Origin of the sequence: Kribbella yunnanensis (assembly GCF_039529655.1) — a bacterium.
Lineage (GTDB): Bacteria > Actinomycetota > Actinomycetes > Propionibacteriales > Kribbellaceae > Kribbella > Kribbella yunnanensis.
Genome location: NZ_BAAANF010000017.1, coordinates 208804 through 232535, shown reverse-complemented (window position 1 = coordinate 232535; position 23732 = coordinate 208804). Strand labels below are relative to the sequence as shown.

25 protein-coding genes are annotated in these 23732 nt (G+C 67.0%); 9 read left to right on the top strand and 16 right to left on the bottom strand.

Annotation, left to right across the window (positions count from 1 at the left end; all coding sequences use genetic code 11):
- Positions 1 to 62 precede the first annotated feature (62 nt).
- Genes ABD231_RS24550 through ABD231_RS24525 form a run of 6 tightly spaced genes read left to right on the top strand, consistent with a single transcriptional unit; the run spans position 63 to position 6682 of the window.
- Positions 63 to 1253, top strand: a complete 1191-nt coding sequence (locus ABD231_RS24550; RefSeq protein WP_344156424.1) for an ROK family transcriptional regulator — start codon at positions 63 to 65, stop codon at positions 1251 to 1253.
- Between the two features lie 10 nt (positions 1254 to 1263).
- Positions 1264 to 2592: an ABC transporter substrate-binding protein gene (locus ABD231_RS24545; RefSeq protein ID WP_344156421.1), complete on the top strand. Its 1329-nt coding sequence runs from the start codon at positions 1264 to 1266 to the stop codon at positions 2590 to 2592.
- The gene (locus ABD231_RS24540; protein ID WP_344156418.1) at positions 2589 to 3524 is read left to right on the top strand and encodes a carbohydrate ABC transporter permease; all 936 of its coding nucleotides are present in this window, start codon (positions 2589 to 2591) and stop codon (positions 3522 to 3524) included. Before ABD231_RS24545 ends, ABD231_RS24540 begins: the two co-directional genes overlap by 4 nt.
- A 16-nt stretch (positions 3525 to 3540) precedes the next feature.
- Entirely contained in the window at positions 3541 to 4425 is an 885-nt protein-coding gene (locus ABD231_RS24535; protein WP_344156415.1) for a carbohydrate ABC transporter permease, read from the top strand.
- On the top strand, positions 4422 to 5678 hold the full coding sequence (locus tag ABD231_RS24530) for a 6-phospho-beta-glucosidase (protein ID WP_344156411.1): 1257 nt from the start codon (positions 4422 to 4424) through the stop codon (positions 5676 to 5678). The genes ABD231_RS24535 and ABD231_RS24530 overlap by 4 nt, the downstream gene beginning before the upstream one ends.
- Positions 5675 to 6682, top strand: a complete 1008-nt coding sequence (locus ABD231_RS24525) for an N-acetylglucosamine kinase (protein WP_344156408.1) — start codon at positions 5675 to 5677, stop codon at positions 6680 to 6682. Before ABD231_RS24530 ends, ABD231_RS24525 begins: the two co-directional genes overlap by 4 nt.
- Before the next feature lie 59 nt (positions 6683 to 6741).
- Here the strand turns inward: ABD231_RS24525 and ABD231_RS24520 are convergent, their stop codons facing one another.
- Positions 6742 to 7578 (bottom strand): hypothetical protein, encoded by an 837-nt coding sequence (locus ABD231_RS24520; protein ID WP_344156405.1) that lies wholly within the window; start codon positions 7576 to 7578, stop codon positions 6742 to 6744.
- A 111-nt stretch (positions 7579 to 7689) separates the two neighbouring features.
- Between ABD231_RS24520 and ABD231_RS24515 the strand changes: the two genes are divergently transcribed.
- Positions 7690 to 8217, top strand: coding sequence for a hypothetical protein (locus tag ABD231_RS24515; RefSeq protein WP_344156402.1), 528 nt, complete (start codon positions 7690 to 7692; stop codon positions 8215 to 8217).
- 54 nt (positions 8218 to 8271) lie between these two features.
- On the opposite strand, the gene ABD231_RS24510 is transcribed toward ABD231_RS24515, so the two are convergent.
- On the bottom strand, positions 8272 to 9072 hold the full coding sequence (locus tag ABD231_RS24510; RefSeq protein WP_344156399.1) for a mechanosensitive ion channel family protein: 801 nt from the start codon (positions 9070 to 9072) through the stop codon (positions 8272 to 8274).
- Positions 9073 to 9249: 177 nt separating this feature from the next.
- Between ABD231_RS24510 and ABD231_RS24505 the strand changes: the two genes are divergently transcribed.
- Complete coding sequence (locus tag ABD231_RS24505) at positions 9250 to 9708, top strand: GNAT family N-acetyltransferase (protein ID WP_344156396.1); 459 nt, start codon at positions 9250 to 9252, stop codon at positions 9706 to 9708.
- Here the strand turns inward: ABD231_RS24505 and ABD231_RS24500 are convergent.
- From ABD231_RS24500 to ABD231_RS24490, 3 genes are read right to left on the bottom strand one after another with little or no spacing between them, the layout of a single operon-like run.
- Positions 9701 to 10603, bottom strand: a complete 903-nt coding sequence (locus tag ABD231_RS24500; RefSeq protein WP_344156393.1) for a neutral zinc metallopeptidase — start codon at positions 10601 to 10603, stop codon at positions 9701 to 9703. The genes ABD231_RS24505 and ABD231_RS24500 overlap by 8 nt on opposite strands.
- Positions 10603 to 11907, bottom strand: coding sequence for a neutral zinc metallopeptidase (locus ABD231_RS24495; RefSeq protein WP_344156390.1), 1305 nt, complete (start codon positions 11905 to 11907; stop codon positions 10603 to 10605). The genes ABD231_RS24500 and ABD231_RS24495 overlap by 1 nt, the downstream gene beginning before the upstream one ends.
- Positions 11908 to 11935: 28 nt before the next feature.
- Positions 11936 to 13123, bottom strand: a complete 1188-nt coding sequence (locus ABD231_RS24490; RefSeq protein WP_344156387.1) for a neutral zinc metallopeptidase — start codon at positions 13121 to 13123, stop codon at positions 11936 to 11938.
- A gap of 145 nt (positions 13124 to 13268) precedes the next feature.
- Here ABD231_RS24490 and ABD231_RS24485 point away from each other — a divergent pair, with 145 nt between their 5' ends.
- Positions 13269 to 13691, top strand: a complete 423-nt coding sequence (locus ABD231_RS24485; protein ID WP_344156384.1) for a hypothetical protein — start codon at positions 13269 to 13271, stop codon at positions 13689 to 13691.
- Here ABD231_RS24485 and ABD231_RS24480 read toward each other — a convergent pair whose 3' ends face one another.
- From ABD231_RS24480 to ABD231_RS24430, 11 genes are all read right to left on the bottom strand, one after another.
- Positions 13692 to 14438, bottom strand: coding sequence for a sortase domain-containing protein (locus tag ABD231_RS24480; RefSeq protein ID WP_344156381.1), 747 nt, complete (start codon positions 14436 to 14438; stop codon positions 13692 to 13694). It lies immediately after the preceding gene.
- Between the two features lie 41 nt (positions 14439 to 14479).
- Positions 14480 to 14980, bottom strand: coding sequence for a molybdenum cofactor biosysynthesis protein (locus ABD231_RS24475; RefSeq protein WP_344156378.1), 501 nt, complete (start codon positions 14978 to 14980; stop codon positions 14480 to 14482).
- Positions 14977 to 15756: a phosphotransferase gene (locus tag ABD231_RS24470; protein ID WP_344156375.1), complete on the bottom strand. Its 780-nt coding sequence runs from the start codon at positions 15754 to 15756 to the stop codon at positions 14977 to 14979. The genes ABD231_RS24475 and ABD231_RS24470 overlap by 4 nt, the downstream gene beginning before the upstream one ends.
- Positions 15720 to 16706 (bottom strand): LacI family DNA-binding transcriptional regulator, encoded by a 987-nt coding sequence (locus ABD231_RS24465; RefSeq protein WP_344156372.1) that lies wholly within the window; start codon positions 16704 to 16706, stop codon positions 15720 to 15722. The genes ABD231_RS24470 and ABD231_RS24465 overlap by 37 nt, the downstream gene beginning before the upstream one ends.
- A gap of 23 nt (positions 16707 to 16729) precedes the next feature.
- Positions 16730 to 17605 carry a carbohydrate ABC transporter permease gene (locus ABD231_RS24460; protein ID WP_344156368.1) on the bottom strand — a complete coding sequence of 292 codons (876 nt, stop codon included), beginning with the start codon at positions 17603 to 17605 and terminating at the stop codon, positions 16730 to 16732.
- Positions 17602 to 18483: an ABC transporter permease gene (locus ABD231_RS24455; RefSeq protein WP_344156365.1), complete on the bottom strand. Its 882-nt coding sequence runs from the start codon at positions 18481 to 18483 to the stop codon at positions 17602 to 17604. Before ABD231_RS24455 ends, ABD231_RS24460 begins: the two co-directional genes overlap by 4 nt.
- 32 nt (positions 18484 to 18515) lie before the next feature.
- Positions 18516 to 20141 (bottom strand): type 2 periplasmic-binding domain-containing protein, encoded by a 1626-nt coding sequence (locus ABD231_RS24450; protein WP_344156362.1) that lies wholly within the window; start codon positions 20139 to 20141, stop codon positions 18516 to 18518.
- 155 nt (positions 20142 to 20296) lie between these two features.
- Positions 20297 to 21139 carry a DUF11 domain-containing protein gene (locus ABD231_RS24445; protein WP_344156360.1) on the bottom strand — a complete coding sequence of 281 codons (843 nt, stop codon included), beginning with the start codon at positions 21137 to 21139 and terminating at the stop codon, positions 20297 to 20299.
- A 127-nt stretch (positions 21140 to 21266) separates the two neighbouring features.
- Positions 21267 to 22007 carry a TrmH family RNA methyltransferase gene (locus ABD231_RS24440; RefSeq protein ID WP_344156357.1) on the bottom strand — a complete coding sequence of 247 codons (741 nt, stop codon included), beginning with the start codon at positions 22005 to 22007 and terminating at the stop codon, positions 21267 to 21269.
- Between the two features lie 9 nt (positions 22008 to 22016).
- Positions 22017 to 22310, bottom strand: coding sequence for a DUF4287 domain-containing protein (locus ABD231_RS24435; RefSeq protein ID WP_344156354.1), 294 nt, complete (start codon positions 22308 to 22310; stop codon positions 22017 to 22019).
- A 36-nt stretch (positions 22311 to 22346) separates the two neighbouring features.
- Entirely contained in the window at positions 22347 to 23717 is a 1371-nt protein-coding gene (locus ABD231_RS24430; RefSeq protein WP_344156351.1) for a pyridoxal phosphate-dependent decarboxylase family protein, read from the bottom strand.
- Positions 23718 to 23732 lie beyond the last annotated feature (15 nt).

The following is a 23732-nucleotide window of genomic DNA, read 5'->3' as shown; positions in this document are numbered from 1 at the left end:
TGATTGCGTCCCACGCAGCGAGCCGACACCACGAGACCGGCAGAGGGAGGCAGGGTTATCCCATGGCAACAACACCTGGAACACCTCGCCTGCTCCGCGCGATGAACGACCGGGCCGCCCTGGACCTGCTGCTCTCCCAGGGGCCGCTGTCCCGGACCACGCTCGGCCACCTGACCGGACTGTCCAAGCCGACCGCCTCCCAGCTGCTCGCCCGCCTTGAGGCGGCCAACCTGGTCCGGGCCAGCGGTACCACCGCGGGCCGGCCCGGACCGAACGCCCAGCTGTACGAGATCAACGGCAACGCCGCGTACGTCGCGGGTCTCGACGTCACGCCGACCCGGATCCGCTCGGCGATCGCCGACCTGACCGGCAAGGTGGTCGGCCGCTACGAGCTGCCCACCCCGGGCCGCAGCGCCAAGGGCACGGTCGAGCGGGTGATCAAGGCGATCGAGGGGGCAGCCGGCGAGGCCGGTCTGAACCGCGCGAACCTGCACCGCGTCGCGATCGGTACGCCGGGTGGTTTCGACCCGACGACCGGCCGCCTGCGGTACGCGACCCACCTGCCCGGCTGGCACGCCCCGCACCTGCTCGACGAGCTGGCCACGGCGATCGCCGTACCGCTCGAGGTCGAGAACGACGTCAACCTGGCCGCCGTGGCCGAGCGTCAGATCGGCCACGCCCAGGAGAGCGAGAACTTCGTGCTGCTCTGGGGCGAGGAGGGCATCGGTGCCGCGATCGTGGTGAACGGCCGCCTGCACCGCGGTGCCACCGGCGGCGCCGGTGAGGTCGCCTTCCTGCCCCTGCCCGGTACGCCGCTCGTCCGCAACGTCGGCCGCAACAACGCCGGCGGTTTCCAGGAACTGGCCGGTGGCGAACCCGTCCTGGCCCTCGCCCGCGCGCACGGCATCAAGGCCCGTACGCCGGAATCCGCGATCACGGCCGCCCTGGCAACCCCAGGAGCCGGTGACGCCGTACTGTCCGAATTCGCCCACCGCCTCGCGGTCGGTCTGGCCGCCATCGTGGCCGTCGTCGACCCCGAACTGATCGTGCTCGCCGGTGGCGTCATCACCGCCGGCGGCGAACGCCTGCGCGGCCTGGTCCAGGACGAGCTGGCGGACCTCGCCGTACCAAGGCCGCGGTTGCTGATGACCGCGATCCACCTCGATCCCGTGCTGTCGGGTGCCCTGCAGTCCGCCCTGAGCACCACCCGCGACGAAATCTTCGACACCGCCAGTTCTCCACCCATTTCCTAGGAGTCAACGGATGCAACGCCTCTCTCGTGCCCTTGTCGGCACCGCTGCGGTGGCCCTGCTCGCCACCGCCTGCACCGGTACGTCGGAAGCCCCGAAGGCGAACGACGATGCCACCAAGGACGTGAACATCACGTTCTGGCACGGCTGGAGCGCCCCCAGCGAAGCCGCCGCCATCAACACCGCGGTGAAGGCTTTCGAGGCCAAGCATCCGAACATCCACGTGAAGGTCGTCGGCAACATCAACGACGACAAGATCAAGCAGGCGTTGCGCGCCGGCGGCCCGAACTCCCCCGACGTCGTCTCCTCGTTCACCACCGACAACGTCGGCACCTTCTGTACGTCGAACGTGTTCGCGGACCTGAAGCCGTTCCTGGACAAGTCCGGGATCGACCTGGACAAGACGTTCCCGAAGGCGCTGCAGGACTACACGCAGTACCAGGGCAAGCGGTGTGCGCTGCCGCTGCTGAACGACGCCTACGGCCTGTACTACAACAAGGACGCCTTCAAGGCCGCCGGGATCACCGCGCCGCCGAAGACGCTGTCCGAGTTCGACAAGATCGCCAAGCAGCTGACCAAGACCAAGGGCGACAGCTACTCCCAGCTCGGTTTCATGCCGAACTTCCACGGCTACGAGTCGACGACATCGCACTTCGCCGCGCAGTGGAACCCGACGTACCTGACGCCCGACGGCAAGTCGAACCTGGCCGCTGACCCGGCGTTCGCGAGCATGCTGAAGTGGCAGAAGAACCTGGTCGACTCGCTCGGTGGCTACGCCAAGCTGGAGAAGTACCGCGCCACCTTTGGCGACGAGTGGGGTGCCAAGAACCCGTTCCACACCGGCCAGACGGTGATGTCGATCGACGGTGAGTGGCGGCTCGGGATGGCCAAGGAGGCCGGGGTCAAGTTCGACATCGGCGTCGCACCGTTCCCGGTCCCGGACGACCAGGCCGACAGCTACGGCAAGGGTTACCTGGCCGGCACGATCATCGGGATCGCGAGCCCCAGCACGAAGCAGAACGCCGCCTGGGAGCTGGTCAAGTACATGACCACCGACACCGAGGCCGTGGTCAACTTCGCCAACGGCATCCACAACGTGCCGTCGACCCTGGACGCGCTGAAGTCGCCGAACCTGAAGGTCGACGAGGGTTTCAAGACCTTCCTGGAGATCGCTCAGCACCCGAAGAGCAACACCACGCCGGCCAGCCCGAACGGTGGCGCCTACCAGCTCACCTTCCAGGACTTCGCGTTCCAGCACGAGGCCGGCAAGGTGCCGGACCTGGCCGCCGGTCTGAAGAAGACCGACGAGCAGATCGACAAGGATCTGGCCCAGGTCAAATGACGTCACCCGGACTACGCCGTCAACATCATCGGGAAACGCTGCGCAACCTCGCGTTCCTGTCGCCGTGGCTGATCGGGGTCAGCGTCTTCTTCCTCTACCCGCTGGCCTCGACCATCTACTTCAGCTTCATGAAGTACGACGGGTTCACGGCGCCGACGTGGACCGGCCTGAAGAACTGGAGTTACGTCTTCACGGACTACCCGTTCTTCTGGCCGGCGCTGCGGAACACGCTGTGGCTGGTGATCGTCATGGTCTCCCTCCGGGTCGTGTTCGGGCTCGGGATCGGGATGCTGATCACGAAGGTGAAGACCGGTGCGGGCCTGTTCCGCACCGCCTTCTACCTGCCGTACCTGGCCCCGCCGGTCGCGGCCACGATGGCGTTCGCGTTCCTGCTCAACCCGGGCACCGGGCCGGTGAACAACATCCTCGGCGCGATCGGTCTCCCGCAGCCCGGCTGGTTCAACGACCCGTCGTGGTCCAAGCCCGCGCTGACGCTGCTGGCGATCTGGGGGATCGGCGACCTGATGGTGATCTTCATGGCGTCGCTGCTCGACGTACCGCAGGAGCAGTACGAAGCGGCGTCGCTGGACGGCGCCGGGGCGTGGCAGCGGTTCCGGTTCGTCACCCTGCCGAACATCTCGCCGATCATCCTGTTCGCCGTCGTCACCGGCATCATCCAGACGATGCAGTACTACACGCAGCCACTGGTGGCCGGAAAAGTCGCGAGCGGTGTGATCGGTGGTTCGGGACAGCAGTTCGAACCCGGCTACCCGGAGAAGTCCACGCTGACGCTTCCACAACTCGTGTACAACCTCGGCTTCCAGCGGTTCGACACCGGTGGCGCCTCGGTGGTCGCGCTGGTGCTGTTCGCGCTGGCGATGATCTTCACCGCCATCCTGATGCGCCGCCGCAGCGGCTTCCTCGCCGACTGAAAGGGGCCCCAAGACCATGACATCGACAGCCCTGGCCTCTCCGGTCACGATCGCCGCGGCGAACCGGCAGGCCCGGCGGGCCCGCTTCCTGGAGTGGGTCGCGATCCACTCCCTCGCCATCGCGGCCGCGCTCTTCTTCGTCCTCCCGTTCGTGTTCGTCGCGCTGACCGCGCTGATGAGCGACCAGCAGGCCCTCACCCGGGACCTGTGGCCGGACAGCTGGCACTGGGAGAACCTGAAGACCGTCTGGGAGACACCGGGCTTCCTGACGTGGTGGAAGAACACCTTGATGTACGCCGTTCTTGGCACCTCGCTCACGCTGTTGTCGAGTATCCCGGTCGCCTACGCGCTGGCCCGGTTCAAGTTCCGCGGCCGCAACTTCGCCCTGATGCTCGTCATCGCCACGATGATGCTGCCGCCACAGGTGGTCATCGTGCCGATGTACCTGTTCTGGGCCAAGCAACTGCACCTCTCGGGAACGCTGTGGCCGCTGATCATCCCGATGGCGTTCACCGACGCCTTCTCGGTGTTCCTGCTGCGGCAGTTCCTGCTGACCATTCCCAAGGACTACGTCGACGCAGCGAAGGTCGACGGGTGCGGAGAGTTCCGGGCGCTGGTCCGGATCGTCCTCCCGATGGCCAAGCCGGCCATCGCCGCAGTCGCGCTGTTCCAGTTCTTCTACTGCTGGAACGACTACTTCGGGCCGCAGATCTACGCCTCCGAGAACGCCGCGGCCTGGACGCTGAGCTACGGCCTGGAGTCCTTCAAGGGCGCCCACCACACCAACTGGAACCTCACCATGGCCGCCACCTTGCTGGTGATGGCCCCGGTGATCATCTTGTTCTTCTTCGCGCAGAAAGCCTTCATCGAAGGCGTCACACTCACAGGGGTCAAAGGTTGAAACTCACAGTCGTAGGCGGCGGATCCACCTACACTCCCGAACTCGTCGACGGTTTCGCCCGGCTGCGTGACACGCTGCCGGTGACCGAGCTGGTCCTGGTCGACCCGGCCAAGGACCGCCTGGAACTCGTCGGCGGGCTGGCCGAGCGCATCTTCGCCAAGCAGGGTCACCCCGGTCGCGTCGTCACCACCACCGACATCGACGCCGGGATCGACGGTGCGGACGCCGTACTGCTGCAGTTGCGGGTCGGCGGGCAGGCAGCTCGTCAGGAGGACGAGACCTGGCCGCTGGAGTGCGGTTGTGTCGGTCAGGAGACGACCGGCGCCGGCGGACTCGCCAAGGCACTGCGGACGGTGCCGGTGGTGCTAGACATCGCCGAGCGAGTACGTCGTACCAACCCGGACGCGTGGATCATCGACTTCACGAACCCGGTCGGCATCGTGACCCGGGCGCTGTTGTCGCACGGTTACAAGGCGGTCGGGCTGTGCAACGTGGCGATCGGGTTCCAGCGCCGGTTCGCCAAGCTACTGGGAGTCACACCGGACCAGGTGCAGCTCGACCACGTCGGGCTGAACCACCTCACCTGGGAGCGCGCAGTGCGCGTCGACGGCGAGGACATGCTGCCGAAGCTGCTCGAGGGGCACGTGGGTGAGCTGGCCGCGGACCTGAAGCTTCCGCCGGAGTTGCTGCTGCAGCTGGGTGTCGTACCGTCGTACTACCTGCGCTACTTCTACCAGCACGACGATGTGGTGCAGGAGCTCCTTACCAAGCCGTCGCGCGCTGCGGAGGTGGCCGCGTTGGAGACCCAACTGCTGGAGATGTACGCCGACCCCCAGCTCGACGAGAAGCCCGCACTGCTCGAGCAGCGTGGCGGTGCGTACTACTCCGAGGCTGCTGTGGACCTGGCGTCGTCACTGCTGAACGACACCGGCGACGTGCAGGTGGTGAACACGCTGAACGACGGCACGTTCCCGTTCCTCGCCGACGACGCAGTGATCGAGGTACCGGCCACAGTCGGTGCCGACGGCACCATGCCGGTCGCACTAGCCCCGCTAGAGCCCCTGTACGCCGGTCTGGTGGCGCACGTGACGGCGTACGAGGACCTGGCACTGCAGGCCGCGATCAAGGGCGGCCGCGAGCGGGTCTTCGAGGCACTGCTGGCACACCCGCTGGTCGGGCAGATCTCCTTGGCGGACCAGCTGACGGACAAGCTGCTGGCCCACAACAAACAGCACCTGCCGTGGGCCCGATGAGCGCCGCCTTGGTGCCGGGCGGCGTACTGGCCTTCGACGCCGGCAACAGCAAGACCGACGTCGCCCTGGTGTCGGCCGACGGCCGCGTGCTCGGTACAGCACGCGGCGGCGGCTTCGAGCCGCACGTCATCGGCGCCGACGCCGCCGTGGCCGGTCTGGAGCCGCTGGTGCGGGCTGCAGCGGCCGCAGCCGGCCTGCACTTCGGCGACCGCCCACTGGTCCAGCAGATCTCCGCCTGCCTCGCCAACGCCGACCTGCCGATCGAGGAGGAGCGGCTGAGCGCAGCGTTCGAGCGCTTCGGCTGGGCCGAGTCGGTCTACGTCACCAACGACACCTTCGCCCTCCTGCGCTCCGGCGTGGACGAGCCGCGCGGCGTAGCGGTCGTCTGCGGAGCCGGCATCAACTGCGCCGGGCTCCTTCCTGACGGCCGCACTGCCCGGTTCCCGGCGGTCGGCAAGATCTCCGGCGACTGGGGAGGCGGTCAGCAGTTGGCCGAAGAAGCCTTCTCCGCTGCGGCCCGAGCCGACGACGGCCGCGGTCCCGCCACTGCTCTGATGACCGCGCTCCCGGCGCACTACGGCGTACCGTCCGTGCCAGCCCTCATCGAGGCCCTGCACCTCGGCGACATCCCCTACAACCGCCGTCTGGAAGCAGGTCCCGTCCTCTTCCAGGTAGCGGCGGCGGGCGACGTGATCGCCCGCGAAGTAGTCCAGCGCCAGGCCGAAGAGATCGTCACCATGGCCGTCGTAGCCATGCGTCGCCTCGACATCCTCGACGAGCCCACCGACGTCATCCTCGGCGGTGGTGTCCTGACTGCTGGCCACCCGCTGCTGATGGAGACGGTCATCCGCCTCCTCAACGCGGCCGCGCCCAAGGCGGTCGCCCGGGTGATCGACGTACCGCCTGTCGTTGGCGCTGCCCTGCTGGGCCTTGACCACACCAATGCGCCCGCAGACGCACACCTCACCCTCAGATCCGCCTACGCGACTTCCCCTGCCGCGTAGACGCCCGCAGGCGGCCAGGCCCGGACCCCGTGACCGGACCTGACCGCCTGTTTCTTTGGTCAGGCAGTGGCGCACACCGCGTACGCGGTGATCGACCAGTTGTTGGCGGTGCCGTCCTGGTCTTCGAAGGCCTCGGCGCGGACAGAGGTGAGGTCGGCGCTCGGGACTACATCGTCGAGGAGGACCTGACCTTTGCCGTTGGCGATTTCGTGGCCGGTGCCGACCACCTTCTTGCCGGCCGGGCAGGTGGCGGTGACGGACTTGTTGGTAGCGGAGTCGGTGGCGGAGGTCGCGGCGACGCGCTGGATGCCCGGGAGCGGCACACCGCACCGGGCGCTCGCGACGGAGTGCCAGTTGTCGGTGCGGCCTGTCTGGGACTCGAAGACGTCGACGGTGACGCTGGTGAGGTCAGCACTGGGTACGGCGTCGTCGAGGATCAGATTGCCGCCGTCGGTGACGCTGGAACCGGCGCTGGTGGTGACCGTGCCGGCGGGGCAGCGCACCGTGACCGCCTTCTCCGCGGGTGAGTCGTACGTCGAGAACTGCGAGAGGGACTGCCGCATCGGGCCGGAGGTGCAGATCGCATAGGCGGTCAGGCTCCACGAGTTCGCCGTACCGTCGGCGTCCTCGTCGCCTTGCGCCGAACCCCATTCGCGCTCGATCTGCGTGTACATCGACAGCCCGACCTGGCCGCGGCCGCCGACGACCTCGCCGCCGGCGCCGAGGATCGAGTTACCGAGCGGGCAGTCGGCGATGGTGGACTGGGACGCTGTCGACGCCGGGCCGACTGTCCTGCTGACGAGTTGCAGGTCCGGTACGGCGGCCTGGGCGGGCTGGGTGGTGATGAGGGCGGTGCCGATCAGGACGGCTGCGGCGAGCGCGCGCGGGAAGGTCATGCGCCCAAGGGTCGGGGCGCTCGCCATACCGCACCAGCTTTTGCAGCGTGCTGGAAATCGGTCTCCGGTTCTGCTTGAAATGGGTTTGGGTAAGGGTGTAATCATGATTACATGAGTACAAAGACTGATACCGAACGGGTGCGCGGCTGGGTCACCGGCCGGCTGCCCGGGGAGTGGTTCGAGGGCGAGCCGGAGCTGACCATCGACCGGGACGAGATCCTGATCGTGGGGCGGCTGAAGGCTCCTGAGCAGGGCGACGACGTGAGCGCCGCCGAACGGTCCGCCGCCGAAGAGGGCCGGATCAAGCAGTTCCGCGAGGACACCCGCGAGCGCCGGATCGAGATCGCCCGCGAGCTCGAGCACGCCACCCGGCGCAAGGTCGCGTGGGGTGTCGACTGCGGTGGGAGCCGGAAGGTCTTCACCTCGCTGTCCGCGCCGGTGATGACGCGGCTGCGGCAGCCCGAGCGGCAGGTGCTCGACACGCTCGTGGACGCCGGCGTGGCTCGGTCGCGCAGCGATGCGCTGGGCTGGTGCGTGAAGCTGGTGTCGCAGCACGCTGACACTTGGCTGGGCGATCTCCGCGAGGCCCTCACCAAGGTCGAGGACGTGCGCAGCGCCGGGCCGGACAAGACCGAGTAGTCATGGCAAACGGGCGGCAACCCGCGTCGGATTGCCGCCCGCCTTACCTCGTTGCTACTGCCAGTTGCCGTTCGGCGGCGGCGTTCCGTTGGAGTAGCCACCGTTCTGCGGTGCACCATGAGCGGCCGGGTACTGCGGATCGGCCGGCGGCTGGTACTGCGGAGGCGTGCTCATCCCGTTCTCCGACGTTGCCGGCTTCTGGATGTTGTCCTTCGAGAACATGCTGGCCAACGCCCGAGCAGCCATCTCGCGGCCGCCGAGACCGAAGGCGAGGCCGAGTGCGAGCGCGGCGCCCGCCAGGACGATCAGCAGCGTGTTGCCGGTCAGCTGGACCGCGATCCCCAACTGCGTGAGCGCGGCGAAGGCGGCGTACACGAGGATCGCGTACTTGCCGACCTTGGCCAGGGTTTCGTTGCCGGTGGCACCGCGGATGATCGCGGCCAGGAAGTTCGCGAACAGCGCGGCCAGACAGAGGATCACGATCGCGGCGAAGATCCGCGGGATGTAACCGAGCATCGTGCTCATGAACGCCGAGATCTCCGGCACGCCCAGTGCCGAGGCGAACATCGTGAAACTGATCAGGAACACGAACCAGAACACGACCTTGCCGAGCACCGCCGAAGCGGTCAGCCCCGTGCCGGACCGCTGCAGCACACCGGAGACCCCGGCCCGCTCCATCCACTGGTCGAACCCGACCCGGCCGAGCAGCTTCCCGACCAGTTTGCCGAGCACTTTGGCTACGAAGTACCCGATCACCAGAATGACCAGGCCGCCGAGCAGGTTCGGAATGAACCCGAGCAGCTTGCTGAACGCGTCCTCGAACGGCCCTGTGAAGTCGATCGCTAACGGACTCATCGGATGTCCTTCCGATTGGCCCGCATCCGCCGTCGCGCAGCACCGCACACGACCCCGGCTACGGGCGGATGCAGTGGTGTCTAGTATCACCCGTTCCCCTCGTTGCTCAGGGCAAACGGTGATCACAGCCGTGTAATCCTTGTATTGCAACGAAAAGTCTTTGCCTAAACTGGCGCCATGACCGCCGACCTGATCATCCGCCGCGCCACCGCCGCCGACGTGCCCGCCATCGTCACCATGCTCGCCGACGACCAACTGGGTACCAACCGCGAGTCCCTCGACGACCCGACGCCGTACCTGAAGGCCTTCGCCGACATCGACGCCGACCCGAACCAGCTCCTGGTAGTTGCCGAGCGCAACCACGAACCGGTCGGCACCCTGCAGCTCACGATCATCCCCGGCCTGTCCCGCCGAGGCTCCTGCCGCGGCCTCATCGAGGCCGTCCGCGTCGCCGCCCCCGCACGCGGCAGCGGTCTCGGTACGACGCTCATCCACTGGGCGATCGAAGAGTCCCGCAACCGCGGCGCCACCCTCGTCCAGCTCACCTCGGACAAATCCCGCACCGAGGCCCACCGCTTCTACGTCAACCTAGGCTTCGAACAATCCCACGAGGGCTTCAAACTCAAGCTCAGCTGACTCGTTTCGGTGCTGCCGTGAAGGTGTTGCAGGTGGCGGGGTTGGTGGAGGCGAAGGCTCGCGTGGTCCAGTAGGCATGACTCTTGTAGGAACCGTGGTCGCGAATCTTGAGCGTGTTGTTCTCATCGCCGACGCGGTGGACGATGCTCGTCCAGATCCGCTCGCGCTCGCCGGTGAGTCCGAAGGAGGTTCGGTTCGCGCCGAGGAAGGCAGCGCCGAGACAGCTGGCCTGGAGTTCGAGCCGGCGTTCGTTCTCCAGGAGCACCGCCTTCGACGGCTTCTTCCAGTAGACGCGGTCGTACAGGTCGAGGATGGTCGCCATGCTCTGCACGTGGTGCCCGTACTCATGGGCCAGCAACTGCTGGAAGTCGACGAGGTTCCGCACCGGATCGTCGGGGTTGCGGAACTCCGGCCATTCGTAGCAGATCGTGCCACGGCGATAGAACGCGTCCATGTTGGTCGGCGGCTTGCCACACTCCGGCGATGCCGAAGGCTTGCGCAGGTCGTAGGACTGCACCAGTTCGATCGGAGTGAACCGACCGCGAGCTTGCCTGATCACCGGCTCCCAGGCCCGATCCATACAGCCGACGATGACCCGCCCGTACGCCCGGAACTCGGTGCTGGTGCGCGGCATCTTCCGAGGTAGCACGCACCGAACCACCGGCACCTGCCCCGCCTCGTACAGCCCGTTCTCGGCAACAAGCTTGAGTATCGCCCGATCCACGGTGGGCTCGGCGGTAGGCGTCACCTTCGGTACGGCGACCGGCGTCGTTACCGTCGGCGTCGGAGTCGGGCTGACGGTCGGAGTGAGCCGGACGGCAGCCGGCGTGTCCTTGGAGCCGCAAGCCGCGACCGATGCCGCCACCAAAAGCCCGACAGCCAGCCCTCTGAGCATCAACCGACTCGCTTGGGTGATGCGGTGAAGGTGTTGCAGGAGGCGGGGTTGCCGGACTTGAAGGCTGGTCCCTCCCAGAACCACTGGCTCGCGCGCGAACCGTGGTCGCGGACCTTCTTCGGGTCGTACTCGTCACCGCTGTGCTTGCTCTGGAACTCCCAGATCTTCAGCCGGTTGCCGGTGATGTCGAACGTCGCCTTGTTCGCGCCGAGGAAGGCGGCACCGAAACAACTGGCCTGGAGCTCGGTACGACGGCTCCATTCGAGCTTCTTCGCGGGGTTCTTCTCCCAGCCCTCCTCGGACCACGCGGCGGTGAGCATCTCGGTCAGTTCCTGGATGTGGTGGCCGTACTCGTGCGCCATCGTGCTCATCATCCACATCCGGGCGTTGAGCGGCGACTCCTTGTAGTCCTTGAGGTCGTCTTCCCAGTCGATGGCGATCGTCTCGTCCGCGGGGCAGTAGTACGTCGTCTCGGAGTCGCCGGTGCAGGACGACGCCGGCACCTTCTTGCTCTTCAGCACGACCTTCGGTGAGCGGAACTCGTACTTCGCCTTCTTGATCAGCGGGGCCCAGGCCTTGTCGAGGCACGGCACCATCGCCTGGTAGTACTCGAGGATCGCGGACTGCGTGGTCGGCTTGATCGACGGTTCCTTGCAGCCGGCCGCGGCCAGTTTGCCGGCCTTGTAGATCTCGTTCTTCTGCAGGCGGGTGAGGTTCGGGACCGGCTTCTCGGTGACTGTCACCGTCGGGTCGGGCAGTGTCGGGATCGGCGCTGGGGTCGTGCGGACCGACGGGCGCGAGAGCGGGGAGTCGACGGAGCTGTCGTAGCTGCTGATTGCTTTGAAGCAGGCGACGCCGACCGATGCGGTGACCACGAGGACGAGCGCCGACAGACTCGCGATGACGGCCTTCGAGTACTGCCGAGGCGGTGGAGGCGGCGGGCCTACCTGGGTGTACTGCGATCCCGCCCGCGACGACGGCCGGTTCCAGCCGACCCGCTGGGAACCGCCGGTACGACGAGTGCCGGCCAGCGGCGTGAGCGGCGTACCGGGGAGTGGCGCGGGCGGCGGTCCGCTGTAGACCGAGACCGCCTCGGGGTCGACCGCGAGCGGCCGGGCCTTGCGGCGGAGGGCGGATTCGCCGGGGTCGGACAGGGCACGCGCCTTGCCGAGGGCGATCGGCTGGGACCGGTTCGCCACGGCGGGCGACGTACGGTCACTCTCGGTGAGGCTGTCACTGGTGGGGAGGTAGTGTCCGGCGCCGGGCGGCGTGTTCGCACCGCCGTCGGGCTGTTCGTCAGGCATTACTCGTCCCCATCGCTCGTGACATGACTCAACCGACCTTGGCGGCTGGCGCTCCAAAAGTGTTGCAGGTCCCGGGATCGGTTTTCGCAAAGCCCTGGCCCATCCAGAGGGCGTGGCTCTTGATCGATCCGTGGTCGCGAGGTTCCTTCTTGTTGTTCTCGTCGCCGCTGTGGGTCATCAGATAGGTCCACTGGCGCTCCAGCTCACCCTTGATCGGGAAGCTCGCCCGGGTCGCACCGACGAAGGCCGCGGCGAAACAGTTGGCCTGCAGCGCCTGCCGCCGGTCCTGCTCCAGCTCGGCGGCCTTGTCCTTGGCCTGGTCGCGCAGGTTCTGCGAGGACTCGAAGATCCCGGTCAGGCTCTGCACGTGAACGCCGTACACGAAGGCGATCGACTGGGCCATGTGGATCCGGGTGGCGGCCTTGTTCTTCGCGTAGTCGGTGGTCAGGTCCTGCCAGGGCATCGTGACGCTGCCGCCGTGCTCGTCGGCGCAGTACGACGCGACCTTCGCCTGGATCCCGCAGGCCGTCTCCTGCCCCTCGTTGAAGATCACGAGCTTCGGCGACCGGAACTCGAACCCGGCCTTGGTGACGACCGGCTTCCACGCGTTGTCCAGGCAGACGATCATCGCCTCGTAGTACGACCACACGTTGTCCAGCGTGGTCGGCCGGAACGCCGGCTCCTTGCACTTCACCGCTGCCAGCTTCCCCGCGGCGTAGATCGGGTTCTTCCCCAGTACGTCGGCATCCGCGGTCGGCTTGCGAGTCGGCTTGGGCGCGCCGTCCTCGTCCCGCACCGACGGCGTGGTCAACGGGTTCGCCAGCAGCCCATCACTCTTCGAGAGCACGGTGACACCGGCGTACACGATCCCGCCGACCACCAGCAGCACCCCGGCCACGATCCCCGCCACCAGCAGCTTGGACCGCTTCTTGTTCGGATCGAACGGGATCGGATCCGGGTGATAAACAGCCCGGTACGCCGCCGCTGCCGCCGCCGCATCCTGAGCCGATGTCGACCCCAGCCGCGACTGCCCCGGCCCATCCACCCGCGATCCCCGCAACTGCGGCGCGGCCTCGTCCTCCGCCGCCTTGCTCAACCGCGGCGTCGGCGCCGCCAACGGCGCAGCCCCACGCTCCGCCGCCTTGCCGTCGGTCCCGCTGTCCCCGGCCCCACCCGGCAGAAAATGCCCCGGCTTCGGCCCTGGCTGATCAGCCATGTCTCTCTTCTCTCCCCAGCACTGCAGTCCCCGATCCACCCCCAGACCGGCGCACGATCCTAAACCTGAATCACCCGATCAGCCCACTAAATTGCACCAATTGACATTACCCGCCAGTACGTTAAGGCCCCCGTACTGTGGGGGCATGAGCTGGGCTGTGTATGCGTTGCGAGGACCAGGAGGCGTTCGGCGTCTCGAGGACATGCCGGACGGCTACGAACCGCCCTCGGTGGGGATGGCGACCGAGGTGATCGACGTCGTCCGCGAGGTGGTGCCGGACGTGGACACGACCAAACCGTCCTGGCTGACGTTGCGCAGCGACGACTACGACGTCGAGATGACGATCGGCAAGGGCGTCCAGGTCCGCGACATCACGTTCTACCTGAACGACGGTCCGCGCTCGATCCCGATCGTGATGGAAATCAGCCGCCGCCTCGGCGTCACGCCGTACGACACCGAATCCGGCAACTTCCTCACCGAAGAATCCCGCCCACCGGTCCCGCCACCGCTCACGCCCGACGAGATCAAGGCCAACAAGCCGAAGTGGTGGAAGTTCGGTCGCAAGTAGTCAGGCCGGGCGGGTGGCGACGAGGCGGGCGATCTTGTTGATGCGGTGTTCGGGGTTGCCGAGGGAGTCGCGCCAGCGGTTGCCGGCTGCGTTGTCCTCGGGGGTCGCGCAGGTGGAGATGGTCAGCATCGCTTGCGTCGCTTTGACGCCGGGGCGACCCGGTACGGCGGCGTTCTGCGCAGCCTTCTCGGCGGACTTCCGGAACGAGATGGTCATCGTCTGCGAGACCACGTAGTCGTACACAGTCCCACCAGCCGTGAACAGCACGTGCGCCCCATTCGCCAACTCCGGCACCCGCTCCAACGGCCGCCCGTGCGACACGCGATGCCCGGTGATGATGAAGTTCCCCACCTCGCCAACCCCGACCCCACCCGCCGACCCACGCGGACTGGCGGCGACCCCGCGGTTCTGAATCGTCGTCCCCGGCCGATCGTCAGCCGTCCCCTGGTACGAGACCACCCGAAGCCCGCGCACCCCGATCGACGGAATGCTCATGGTCACCGGCCCAGTAACAGGCGTGCGCGAAGGTGTCGGCCGCCCGCTCGGCGTGGGCGCGCCGGTCGGAGTCGGCCCGCCGGTCGGGGGCGTGGCTCCCGGGGTGGGTGTAGCGCCCGGAGGCGTCGTGGCGCTCGGCTGCGAGCTGGCAGTTGTCGAGGGCGTCGGTACGTCGGCTTGCGGCGTACTGGGCGTGTCGGAGCAGCCGGCCAACGCCACCAGCGCGATCACCACGACTCCTGCCAGCCTCACCTGACGAAGGTAGGCCGGGCGACCGAAAACCCTCCGAAAGCTCAGTCCAGGAGCTCGAACACCGCAGCCCCGACCCGCAGCACCCCGGACGTCAACGGAGTCGCCCGTACGCCGCCCCGCCCGCGCAACGCCTTCATCGCCCCCGGCCCCACCACCACGTCCATCCACGCACACGGATTGGCCGGCCGATAAGCCTGAAACTCCACCGCCCCGCCCCCGGAGTCGAGCGAGAACCGCCGCCCAACCGCACCCGCACCCGGTCGAGCGGCAAGCGTGTCGATCGGATATCCACGAACCACGATGTTCCGCCGCAGCACCGTCGGATCCCCGTCCACCGAATCCGCATCCAGCAAAGTGACCGCCGCGTTGCGATGAACGGTCTGCCCGAAGTACCGATCCCCGACAATCCCGAACCCTGCCCGAATCTCCACCTCAGAACGAGCAATCGGCACCGGATCAGGCCGCGGCCCATCCGCCGGTCGCCCCTCGAACGCATGCACGGACGACACGACGAGCGCCACGATCTCGACCGGCGTACTCATCCCCAGGTCAACGGATCCAGCAGCCGGAAGAACTCGAGCCGCCGCCGATCCGGCTCGGTCACCCCGTACGCCGTCAGGAACGGCCCCGGGTCGACCGACCACTCGTCGTACAACTGGATCGTGGTCAACGCGAGATCGGAGTACCGATCGGCAACCCCGAGCCGCCCCACGTCGATGAACCCCGTCACCCGCAACGTCAGCGGATCGAAGAACACGTTCGGCAAACACGGATCCCCATGACACACCGCGAGCTCGGTCACCGACTCCACATAGGGGCGCTCGGCAACCACTTGCTCGAGGAGCGACTCCGGAGTCACCAACCGCCACTCGTCGGTCAGGAAGTCCGGGTTCACCGCACCCCGCCGTACGACGTCCTCCGCGGAAGCGATCACCGACGCCAGCGGACGCTCGAATGGGCAGTCCGGCAGCGAATGCAACTCACGCAGCGTCCGCCCAAGCGTCTCCATCGCGCCGAGCCAGGCCCAGGACGGCAGGTCGATCCCCGGGATCCCCGGTACGGCGCTCGTCACCAGACACGCGCCGTCGTCCGACACCTGCCAGTCGACCACCGTCGCGCCCGGCATCCCGCTCGACGCCAGCCACGCGATCCGATCGCGTTCCGCCTCCAGCTCCGGCACGCCCGCCGGACCGCAGCACTTGGCGAACGCGTCACCACGCCGGTACACCGACGTGTCGGATTCGCCGATGTCGACGGCTTCCCAACCGTCTCCCGCCGGCGTCATGCTCGCGACGACTCGCGCACGATCAGCTGCCATGGAAAATCGAACACCTCCCCCGGCGCACCCTCCCGGTCGGTCAATCGGCCGACCATGATGCGCGCCAATGTCTCGTTGAAACCGACCGGTCCGACCGTCGACAACGACGGGTCCAGATGCTCACCCTCGGGCGTGTTCCCGACGCCGACCACGGCCAGGTCCCGCGGTACGTCGATCCGCAGCCGATGCGCAGCCCGTACGACGGCGATCGCGGCGAAGTCCGTCGTACAGTAAACGGCGGATGGCCGATCAGGCTTGCTCAGCAAGGTCATCGCGGCCCGGTAGGCACCCTCGGGGTGCTGCTCGAACACCTCGATGTCCTCGTCGAGAATCGGCTTGCCGGCCGCCGTCAGAGTGTTCACGTAGGCGTCGAACCGTTTGAATCCCGACCGCCGCGAAGTCAGCGCGCCGACGCGGTCGTGCTGCGCCAACAGGTGTTCGACAGCCAAGTGACACCGCGGCTCGGCGCCAGACCGGATCACATCGAAACCTCGCGGCTCGAGCGTCTCGCTGAACGCGACAATCTGGACACCCTGCGCCGCAAAGGCCTCGAGCTCAGCGATCTCGGCCGGATCCGAACTGACGCCGTCGATGAAGATCACGTCCGGCGTCCGGTTCGACAGCACGGCCCGCCAGTCGCCATCGGCAACGATCAGCGCCGTCTTGTTCAAGGGCCGAACCGCCGCGCTGACGGCATCCGCCACCGCCTGGGACCACGGATCCGCGAGCACGTTCAGTGACAGCAGGACCAAGTCGGACTTCCCGGTCCGGATCGCCCGGGCGGCGTCGTTCCGCCGGTACCCGAGCCGGCTGGCGACCTCGCGCACCCGGTCCGCCGTGGAGTCCTTGATGGTGTGACTGCGATGCCGTCCGGACAGCACGTAGGACACGGTCGCGACCGAGACGCCTGCCTCCTTCGCAACCATGCGCAGTGTTGGCCGGTCCGACATACGGATGATTCTCTCAGACAGACCTAGCCTTTGACCGCACCCGTGATGACGCCCTTGGTGAAATGCCGCTGCAAGAAGGGGTAAACGAGAGCGATCGGGACGAGCGCGACGACCACGACGGCCATCTGCAGCGACTGCGGTTGCGGCAGCGGTTCCACCCCGAGTTGGTCCGCTGACAGCGACTTCCCCTGCAGGACGTAGGTCCGCAGGATCACCTGGACCGGCCACTTCGAGGTGTCGTTCAGGTAGAGCAGTGCGTTGAAGAACGCATTCCAGAACCCGACCGCGTAGAACAGCCCGACCACCGCGATCACCGCCTTCGACAGCGGCATCACGATCTTGCGCAAAATCATGAAGTCACTCGCGCCGTCGATCCGCGCGCTCTCCAGCAGTTCACCCGGTACGTTCATGAAGAAGGTGCGCAGGACAACGAAGTTGAAGGCACCCAGGGCACCCGGCAGGATCAGCGACCACAGGCTGTCCAACAGCCCGAGCTGCTTCACCACCAGGAATATCGGGATGATCCCCGGCGCGAACAACAGTGTGAACAGGACCATCAGCAACACCGGCCGCCCGAACAGCACCGGCCGCGAGGTCGCATAAGCCAAGGCGATCGTCACCGCGAGCGCGATCGCCGTACCGACGAGAGTAACGAAGACGCTGACCATGATCGCCCGGCCCATCAACCCGCCGCTGAACAGCGTTTGATACGCCTTCACCGTCGGATGCGACGGCCACAACACATACCCGCCGGCCTCGATGATGTCCTGATCGCTGGCCAGCGAGGTCGACACCACAACGAGAATCGGTACGATGATCGCCAGCGCGAAGCCACCGAGGACGACCGCCTTGATCGCCTGGTAGACCGGTGACGGATTCTCCTTCCAAATGGGCCTCATGAGCCACCCCTTCGTTGGAAGATCCCCGGCTCGCCGAGTCGATGGGCGAGCGAGTTGGCGCCCCAGAGCAGCAACGCGCCGACCACACCCTTGGCCAGCCCGGCCGCGGCTCCGCTACTCCAATCGCCGCCGACCACACCCGCGTAGTACGTGAAGGTGTCCAGTACTTCGGCCGCTCCGGGCCCGACCGAATCCCGCTGCAGGATGAACTGCTCGAACCCGACGCTCAAGATGTCGCCGATCCGCAGAATGAGCAGCAGCACGATGACCGTCCGCAGCGACGGCAGGGTGATGTGCCAGAGCCGCCGCCAGCGACCGGCGCCGTCCGCGGCCGCCGCCTCGTAGAGCGAGACGTCGACCGTGGTCAGCGCGGCCAGGAAGATGATCATCGCCCAGCCCGCGTCCTTCCAGACCAGTTGTGCGACCACCAGCAGCGGGAAGGTGTCGGGGTTCGTCATGAACGGGATCGGGTCCAGCCCGGCCTGCCGGAGCAGGTTGTTCACGAACCCCGCGCCACCCAGCGACTGCTGGAACAACGTCACCACCAGCACCCACGACAGGAAGTGCGGCAAGTACGCGATGGTCTGGAACCAACGCCGTACCCGGTTGCTGACCAGCGAATCCACGATCAGCGCCAGGCCGATCGGGATCGGGAAGAACAGCAGCAGCTGGACGCCGGCCAGGATCAGCGTGTTCCGCAGCGCATCCCAGAAGTCGGGGTTCGCGTACAGGTTGACGAAGTTCGTGAACCCGTTCCACTCGCTGTGCATGATGCCGAGGTACGGCTGGAAGTCCTGGAAGGCCACGACATTGCCGATCACCGGCAGGTAGAAGAAGACCAGCAGGAAGACGACGCCCGGGACCATCAGCAGCACCATCTGCCAGTCCCGGCGCCATCTCTCGGCGAACCTCACGACCCGGTGACCGGCACGCCCGCCGGCAGTACGGCGGCGAACTCGCCACGCATCTTGTCACCGCCACCGGACTTCCAGCGCTTCAACGCCTCGTCGTACGCACCGATCTTCTGCCGCCCGGTGACGATGTCGACGATCGTGTCCCGGAAGGCCGCGGTCAGCTTCGGACCGACCTTGCTGCTGGTGTCGGAGTACGTGCCCGCGGTCGGGTTGCGCATAGCGAACTCCAGCAGCTTCTGCTCGGTCGCGTGGATCTTCTTCGTGTCGTCCGGGAAGGCCGGGTTGAAGATCACGCTCTCCGGCGAGTTCATGATCGTCAGCGCGCTCACCAGACCGGGCGCCTGCTGGGTGCCGGCCTTCGTCAGCACCGGGTTGCCCTGCGCGTCCAACTCGTACTGCTGACCTTGTACGCCGAAGTTCTTCTGCAGGTACTCCTTGGTGCCGAACGGCGCCGACAGGTAGTCCATCAACGCGAGCAGCTCGCGGATCCGGCCCTCGTCGGTCTTCTTGAACGGCGTGAATCCGACCGTGCCGTAGCCCATGTCGTAGACCGGTTTCGCCTTACCGTCATGGCCGAACGGGATCAGCGTGTCGACGAACAGCGACGGGTCGAGCGCCCGGAAGTCCGCGGTCGCCCGCGGTCCGACCACGACCTGCGCCGCGATCTGACCATTCACGGTCTTAGGCGTCGCGTCGGCGAGATTGAGGTCCGGGTAGAACACCTTCGCGGCCCACAACTTCGCGGCGTACTCGACCGCGGCCCGGTAGTTCTCGGTCTCGTACAAGTGCGTGAGCGAGCGATCGGCGTTGACCCGCCAGCCGTTCGGGGCACCGAACCATTCACCGAACATGTGCAGCATGTTGATGATCGCCGGCTCGAGCGCGTAGTTCGTGCCGTTGCTCAACTCCTTGCACTTGGCAAAGAACTCGTCCGCGCTCGTGCTCTGCAGACCGCCGACCTTCTCCCAGGTCTTCGGATTGCCCATCATCACCTGGCCGAACGGCGTCGACGGGATCGGTGCACCCCAGATCTTCCCGTTCACCACCGCGGTCCGCCAGGACGCCGGCTTCAGCGCGGCCAGGTTCGGGTATTCGAGGACCGCGTCGCCGGACAAGTACTTCGTGAGGTCCTGGAACTTTGCCTCGAGCATCGGACCGATGTTCGGGATGCCCTGGTTCGGCGGCAGCCACATCAGGTCCGGCAGCGAGTCGCTGGCCAGCAGCGTCGCGAACTTCTCCGGGTAACCCGGGTCAGTGCCGATGGTGAGCTTGAGCTCCGCGCCCAGCGCCTGGTTCAGCGACTGCCACATCGCGTTGCTGCCCATCGGCGGCGGAGGCGTCGCGAACGTCTCGGTCAGCGCGGTCACCGCGTTCTTCAGCGGCGGCGCCTGCACACTCGCGGCCGCGTCCGCCGGGAACCGCAGGAACCCGGGTTCGAGCCCCGACTCAGCGCCGGGCAGGTCAGGCTGCAACCCCGCAAAGGGCTTGTACGTCGGCAGTTTCAGATCGCCGGACGCCTTCGCCCCGCCACCCGCCGTACCGCCGTCGCCACACCCGGCGAGGGTGGAGCCTGCCACCACCGCTGCACCGGAGACCTGCAGAAACCGTCGCCGACTGATCATTGCTGCTCCAAGCCACAGTAGAGTGCTCATTAACGAGCACTTAAACGTTAACCCGGACCGTAAACGACGGCGGCGCCTGATGGCAAGGGACAAATCAAACCGGCGGCCGCGGGGGATCCCCACGACCGCCGGCTTCGGCTTGGTGCAGTGCTAGGTCAGCAGCGGATCAGCAGTCCGAGCAGGATGCTGCAGGTCTTGCTGGCCTTGTCGTTACCCGCCGCCGAGTCGTCCGGCGAGCTGGCGGTCCGCTGCGCGGTCGCGGTGAACGAGCCCGTGGTCAGCAGCCCGGCGGACGCGCTGAACGTCTTGGTCACCGACGCCCCACTGGCCAGCGATTCGACACCACAGTTGAGGTTGCGCGTCGTACCGACTCGCGTGCAGCCGTTCGTCCCCGCGTAGTTCAGACCGGCCGGGTACGCCGCCGCGACGTTGATCCCGGTCGCCGTGGCCGGCCCGTTGTTCTTCACTGTCACGGTGTAGTTGATCCGCGCACCCGATGCCGCACCGGTCAGCCCGACCGCGATGTCGGCCTTCGGCACCGTGAAGTTCAGCGTCGGCCCTTCCAAGAGCTCGAACGAGTACTCGTCACCCAGCAGCTGATGCTGCAGTGTGACCGACGGCGGTGCGGTCTCCAGCACCTTGAACGTGTAGACGACCGTCCGGGTCTCACCGCTGGGCAGATCACCGAGCGCGGCCCGGTACTCGATGTCCAACGGGAAACAGATGATCGCTCCTGTGCAGCCGACCAGCTCGATCATCCCCGGCAGCGAGACGCCGGTCTTGCCGAACAACGCGGCCTTGGCCCCGACGATCGTGAACGACGCGGCATTGTGGACCGTCTGGGTGATGGTGAATTCGGTCCCCACGCCGGGCGAGGTGTTGCTGACCTCGATGGCGCTGGTCGGCGGGTCGGCAGCCATTGCCGTCGCCGGAGCGATCAGAGATGCACCGGCAACAGCCGTTACCAGCGCAGCACGAAGTAACTTCCAGGCATGCATAGCACAGCCCCCCACTTAATTAGACTGAACTTCCCCCACCGCCTCATCGGCGATGCAGAAGAGTATGGTGCCCCCGATCACAACGCACAACGGCTCGAATCAGCCGTTTGTTACGGGTCACCCACAGTCAGCGGTTGGTGACTTCGAACGCCACGATCGCGGCCGCGACGGCGACATTCAGCGACTCGACGCCCGCGTGCAGCGGGATCTGCAGGTCGGAATCGGTGCTCACGGTGATGCCGTTGGTCTCGCCGCCGAGCACGTAGACAGCACGCGGCGCGAGCTCGGTCTTGAACAACGAATCCCGCGACCGCGCCGACAGCCCGTACACGTGATACCCCGCCGTCCGCAGTACGTCGACAGCCGCCTTCGCGGTCGAGGTGTTCACGATCGGCGCCTGGAACGCGATCCCGGCCGACGCCTTGATCACGAGCGGCCCGACATGCGGCGTACCGGCTCTTGGCAGGATCACGCCGTCGAAACCGGCACCGGTCGCCGTACGGAGGATCATCCCGACGTTGCCCGGGTTCGTGACACCGTCCAGCAGGAACACGTTGGTCGGACGCTTACCGCGTTCGCGGACGAACTCTTCCAGGGGCGTCATCCGCGGTGCGTTCACATCCGCGACGACGCCCTGGTCGTGTTTCCCGTTCCCCGCGAGCCACTTCACGCGGTTCGCGGTCGCCCGCTCGACCGGCGTACCAGTCCGGTCCGCCGCGCGCAGGATCTCCTGCATCGAACCACCGGTCGCGTTGTCGGCGATGACAACCTTCGCCACTGACAACTTCGGGTCGTCCAGGGCCTCGAGCACAGGCTTGCGCCCGTAGATCGTGATCCATTTGTCCCGCGGCGACTTCTTCGACTCCACCCGCCTAACTTACTGGAGCGGGTTGGTCGCCTTGCCATCCAGCCAGAGGGTGGCCGACTTGTCACCGTGCGGTCCGGAGCGACCGACGTGCTTGTCGCTGATCTGCGGACCGTTCTTGATCACATGCACCAGCGCCATCGCGTGCCCACGGCCGAGGTCGTAGTCCGCCTTCAACCAGTCGCAGATCACCCCGGCCTTCACGTCCTTCGCGTCGTACCCCTTCGCCTTCGCCTGCTCGACCAAGACCCGCGGAGTGTGGCCGGTCTTCTCTTCGATCTTGTCCAAGTACGCCTGGAACGACATGTTCGTCTGCTTTCGGTTGGGGTTGCTTGGTTGCTTTCACCCCTGCGTCGACCGGGCCTGCTCGATTTCGACACATCTCGTGATCGCTTCGACCGATCGATCAACATCGATCGCACTCGTCGTCCAGTTCGACACCGAGATCCGCATCGCCGCGCGCCCGTGCCACGTCGTACCGGACGCCCAGGCCGTGCCCTCCTGCTGCACCGCCGTGACCACTCTCCGGGTCAGGTCGTCATCCCCGAGACGGACGAGGACCTGATTCAGGGTGACGTCGTTCAGTACGTCCGCTCCGGCCTCGCGCAGCTGCTCTGCAAACCGGCTCGCCATCGCACAGCACCGATCCACCAGCTCCACGATCCCGCTCCGCCCGAGCGCCCGGATCGCGGCGTACACGGCAATCCCCCGCGCCCGGCGGGAGAACTCGGGGTTGTAGTCGAGCGGGTCCCGCTTCTCCGCGTCGTGGATCAGGTACGACGCCCGCACCGACATCGCGGCCCGATGCGCCTCTGGGTGGGCGGTGAAGACGAGCCCCGAGTCGTACGGCACGTTCAGCCACTTGTGCGCATCCGTGGCCCACGAGTCCGCCTTTTCGATCCCTCGTATCGGCGTACCGACAGTGCTCCACAACCCGAACGCCCCGTCCACATGCACCCAGGCGTCCGTCGCCAGCTCACAGATGTCGTCGAGCGGATCGATCGCGCCGGTGTTCACATTGCCCGCCTGCGCACAAACGATCGTCGGTCCTTGTCCGAGCTCTGGTGCCAGGGCATCCGGCCGCATCCGCCCCTGCCCGTCCACCGCGATCGGCACCATGCACCGCGTCCCCAACCCCAGGAACCGCAGCGCCCGATCCACAGTGTCGTGCCGCTCAGCCCCCACCAGCACCCTGATTGCCGGAGCGCCGATCAGCCCGTCCGCCTCGACATCCCACCCGGCCTTCCGCAGTACGTCGTACCGCGCCGCCGCCAGCGCCGTGAAGTTCGCCATCTGCCCGCCGGTCACGAACCCCACCGAGGTCTGCGCCGGCAGCCCGAACAACTCCACCAGCCACTCCGCCGCAATCTCTTCGACCACCGCCGCCGCGGGCGCAGCGGCGTACAGGCCCGCGTTCTGATCCCACACCGTCGCCAGCCAGTCCGCCGCCAACGACGCCGGCGTCGCCCCGCCGATCACGAACCCGAAGAACCGCCCACTCCCCGTCGCAACCAGCCCACCCTCAACCCCATCAGCCAGCGCCTCGATGATCTGGGTCGGATTGCCCGGCCCCTGCGGCAACTCACCGCCCAGCCTCCGCCGCAACTCGCTCGCCGCAGCCGAGGCCCCCACCGGCCGCTCCGGCAGGTTCTGGAGATATGTCATCGCCCGCGCATACGCCTCGCCGAGCGGCCCCTCCCAATCCGGTTCCATTCCTCCTTTCTACGC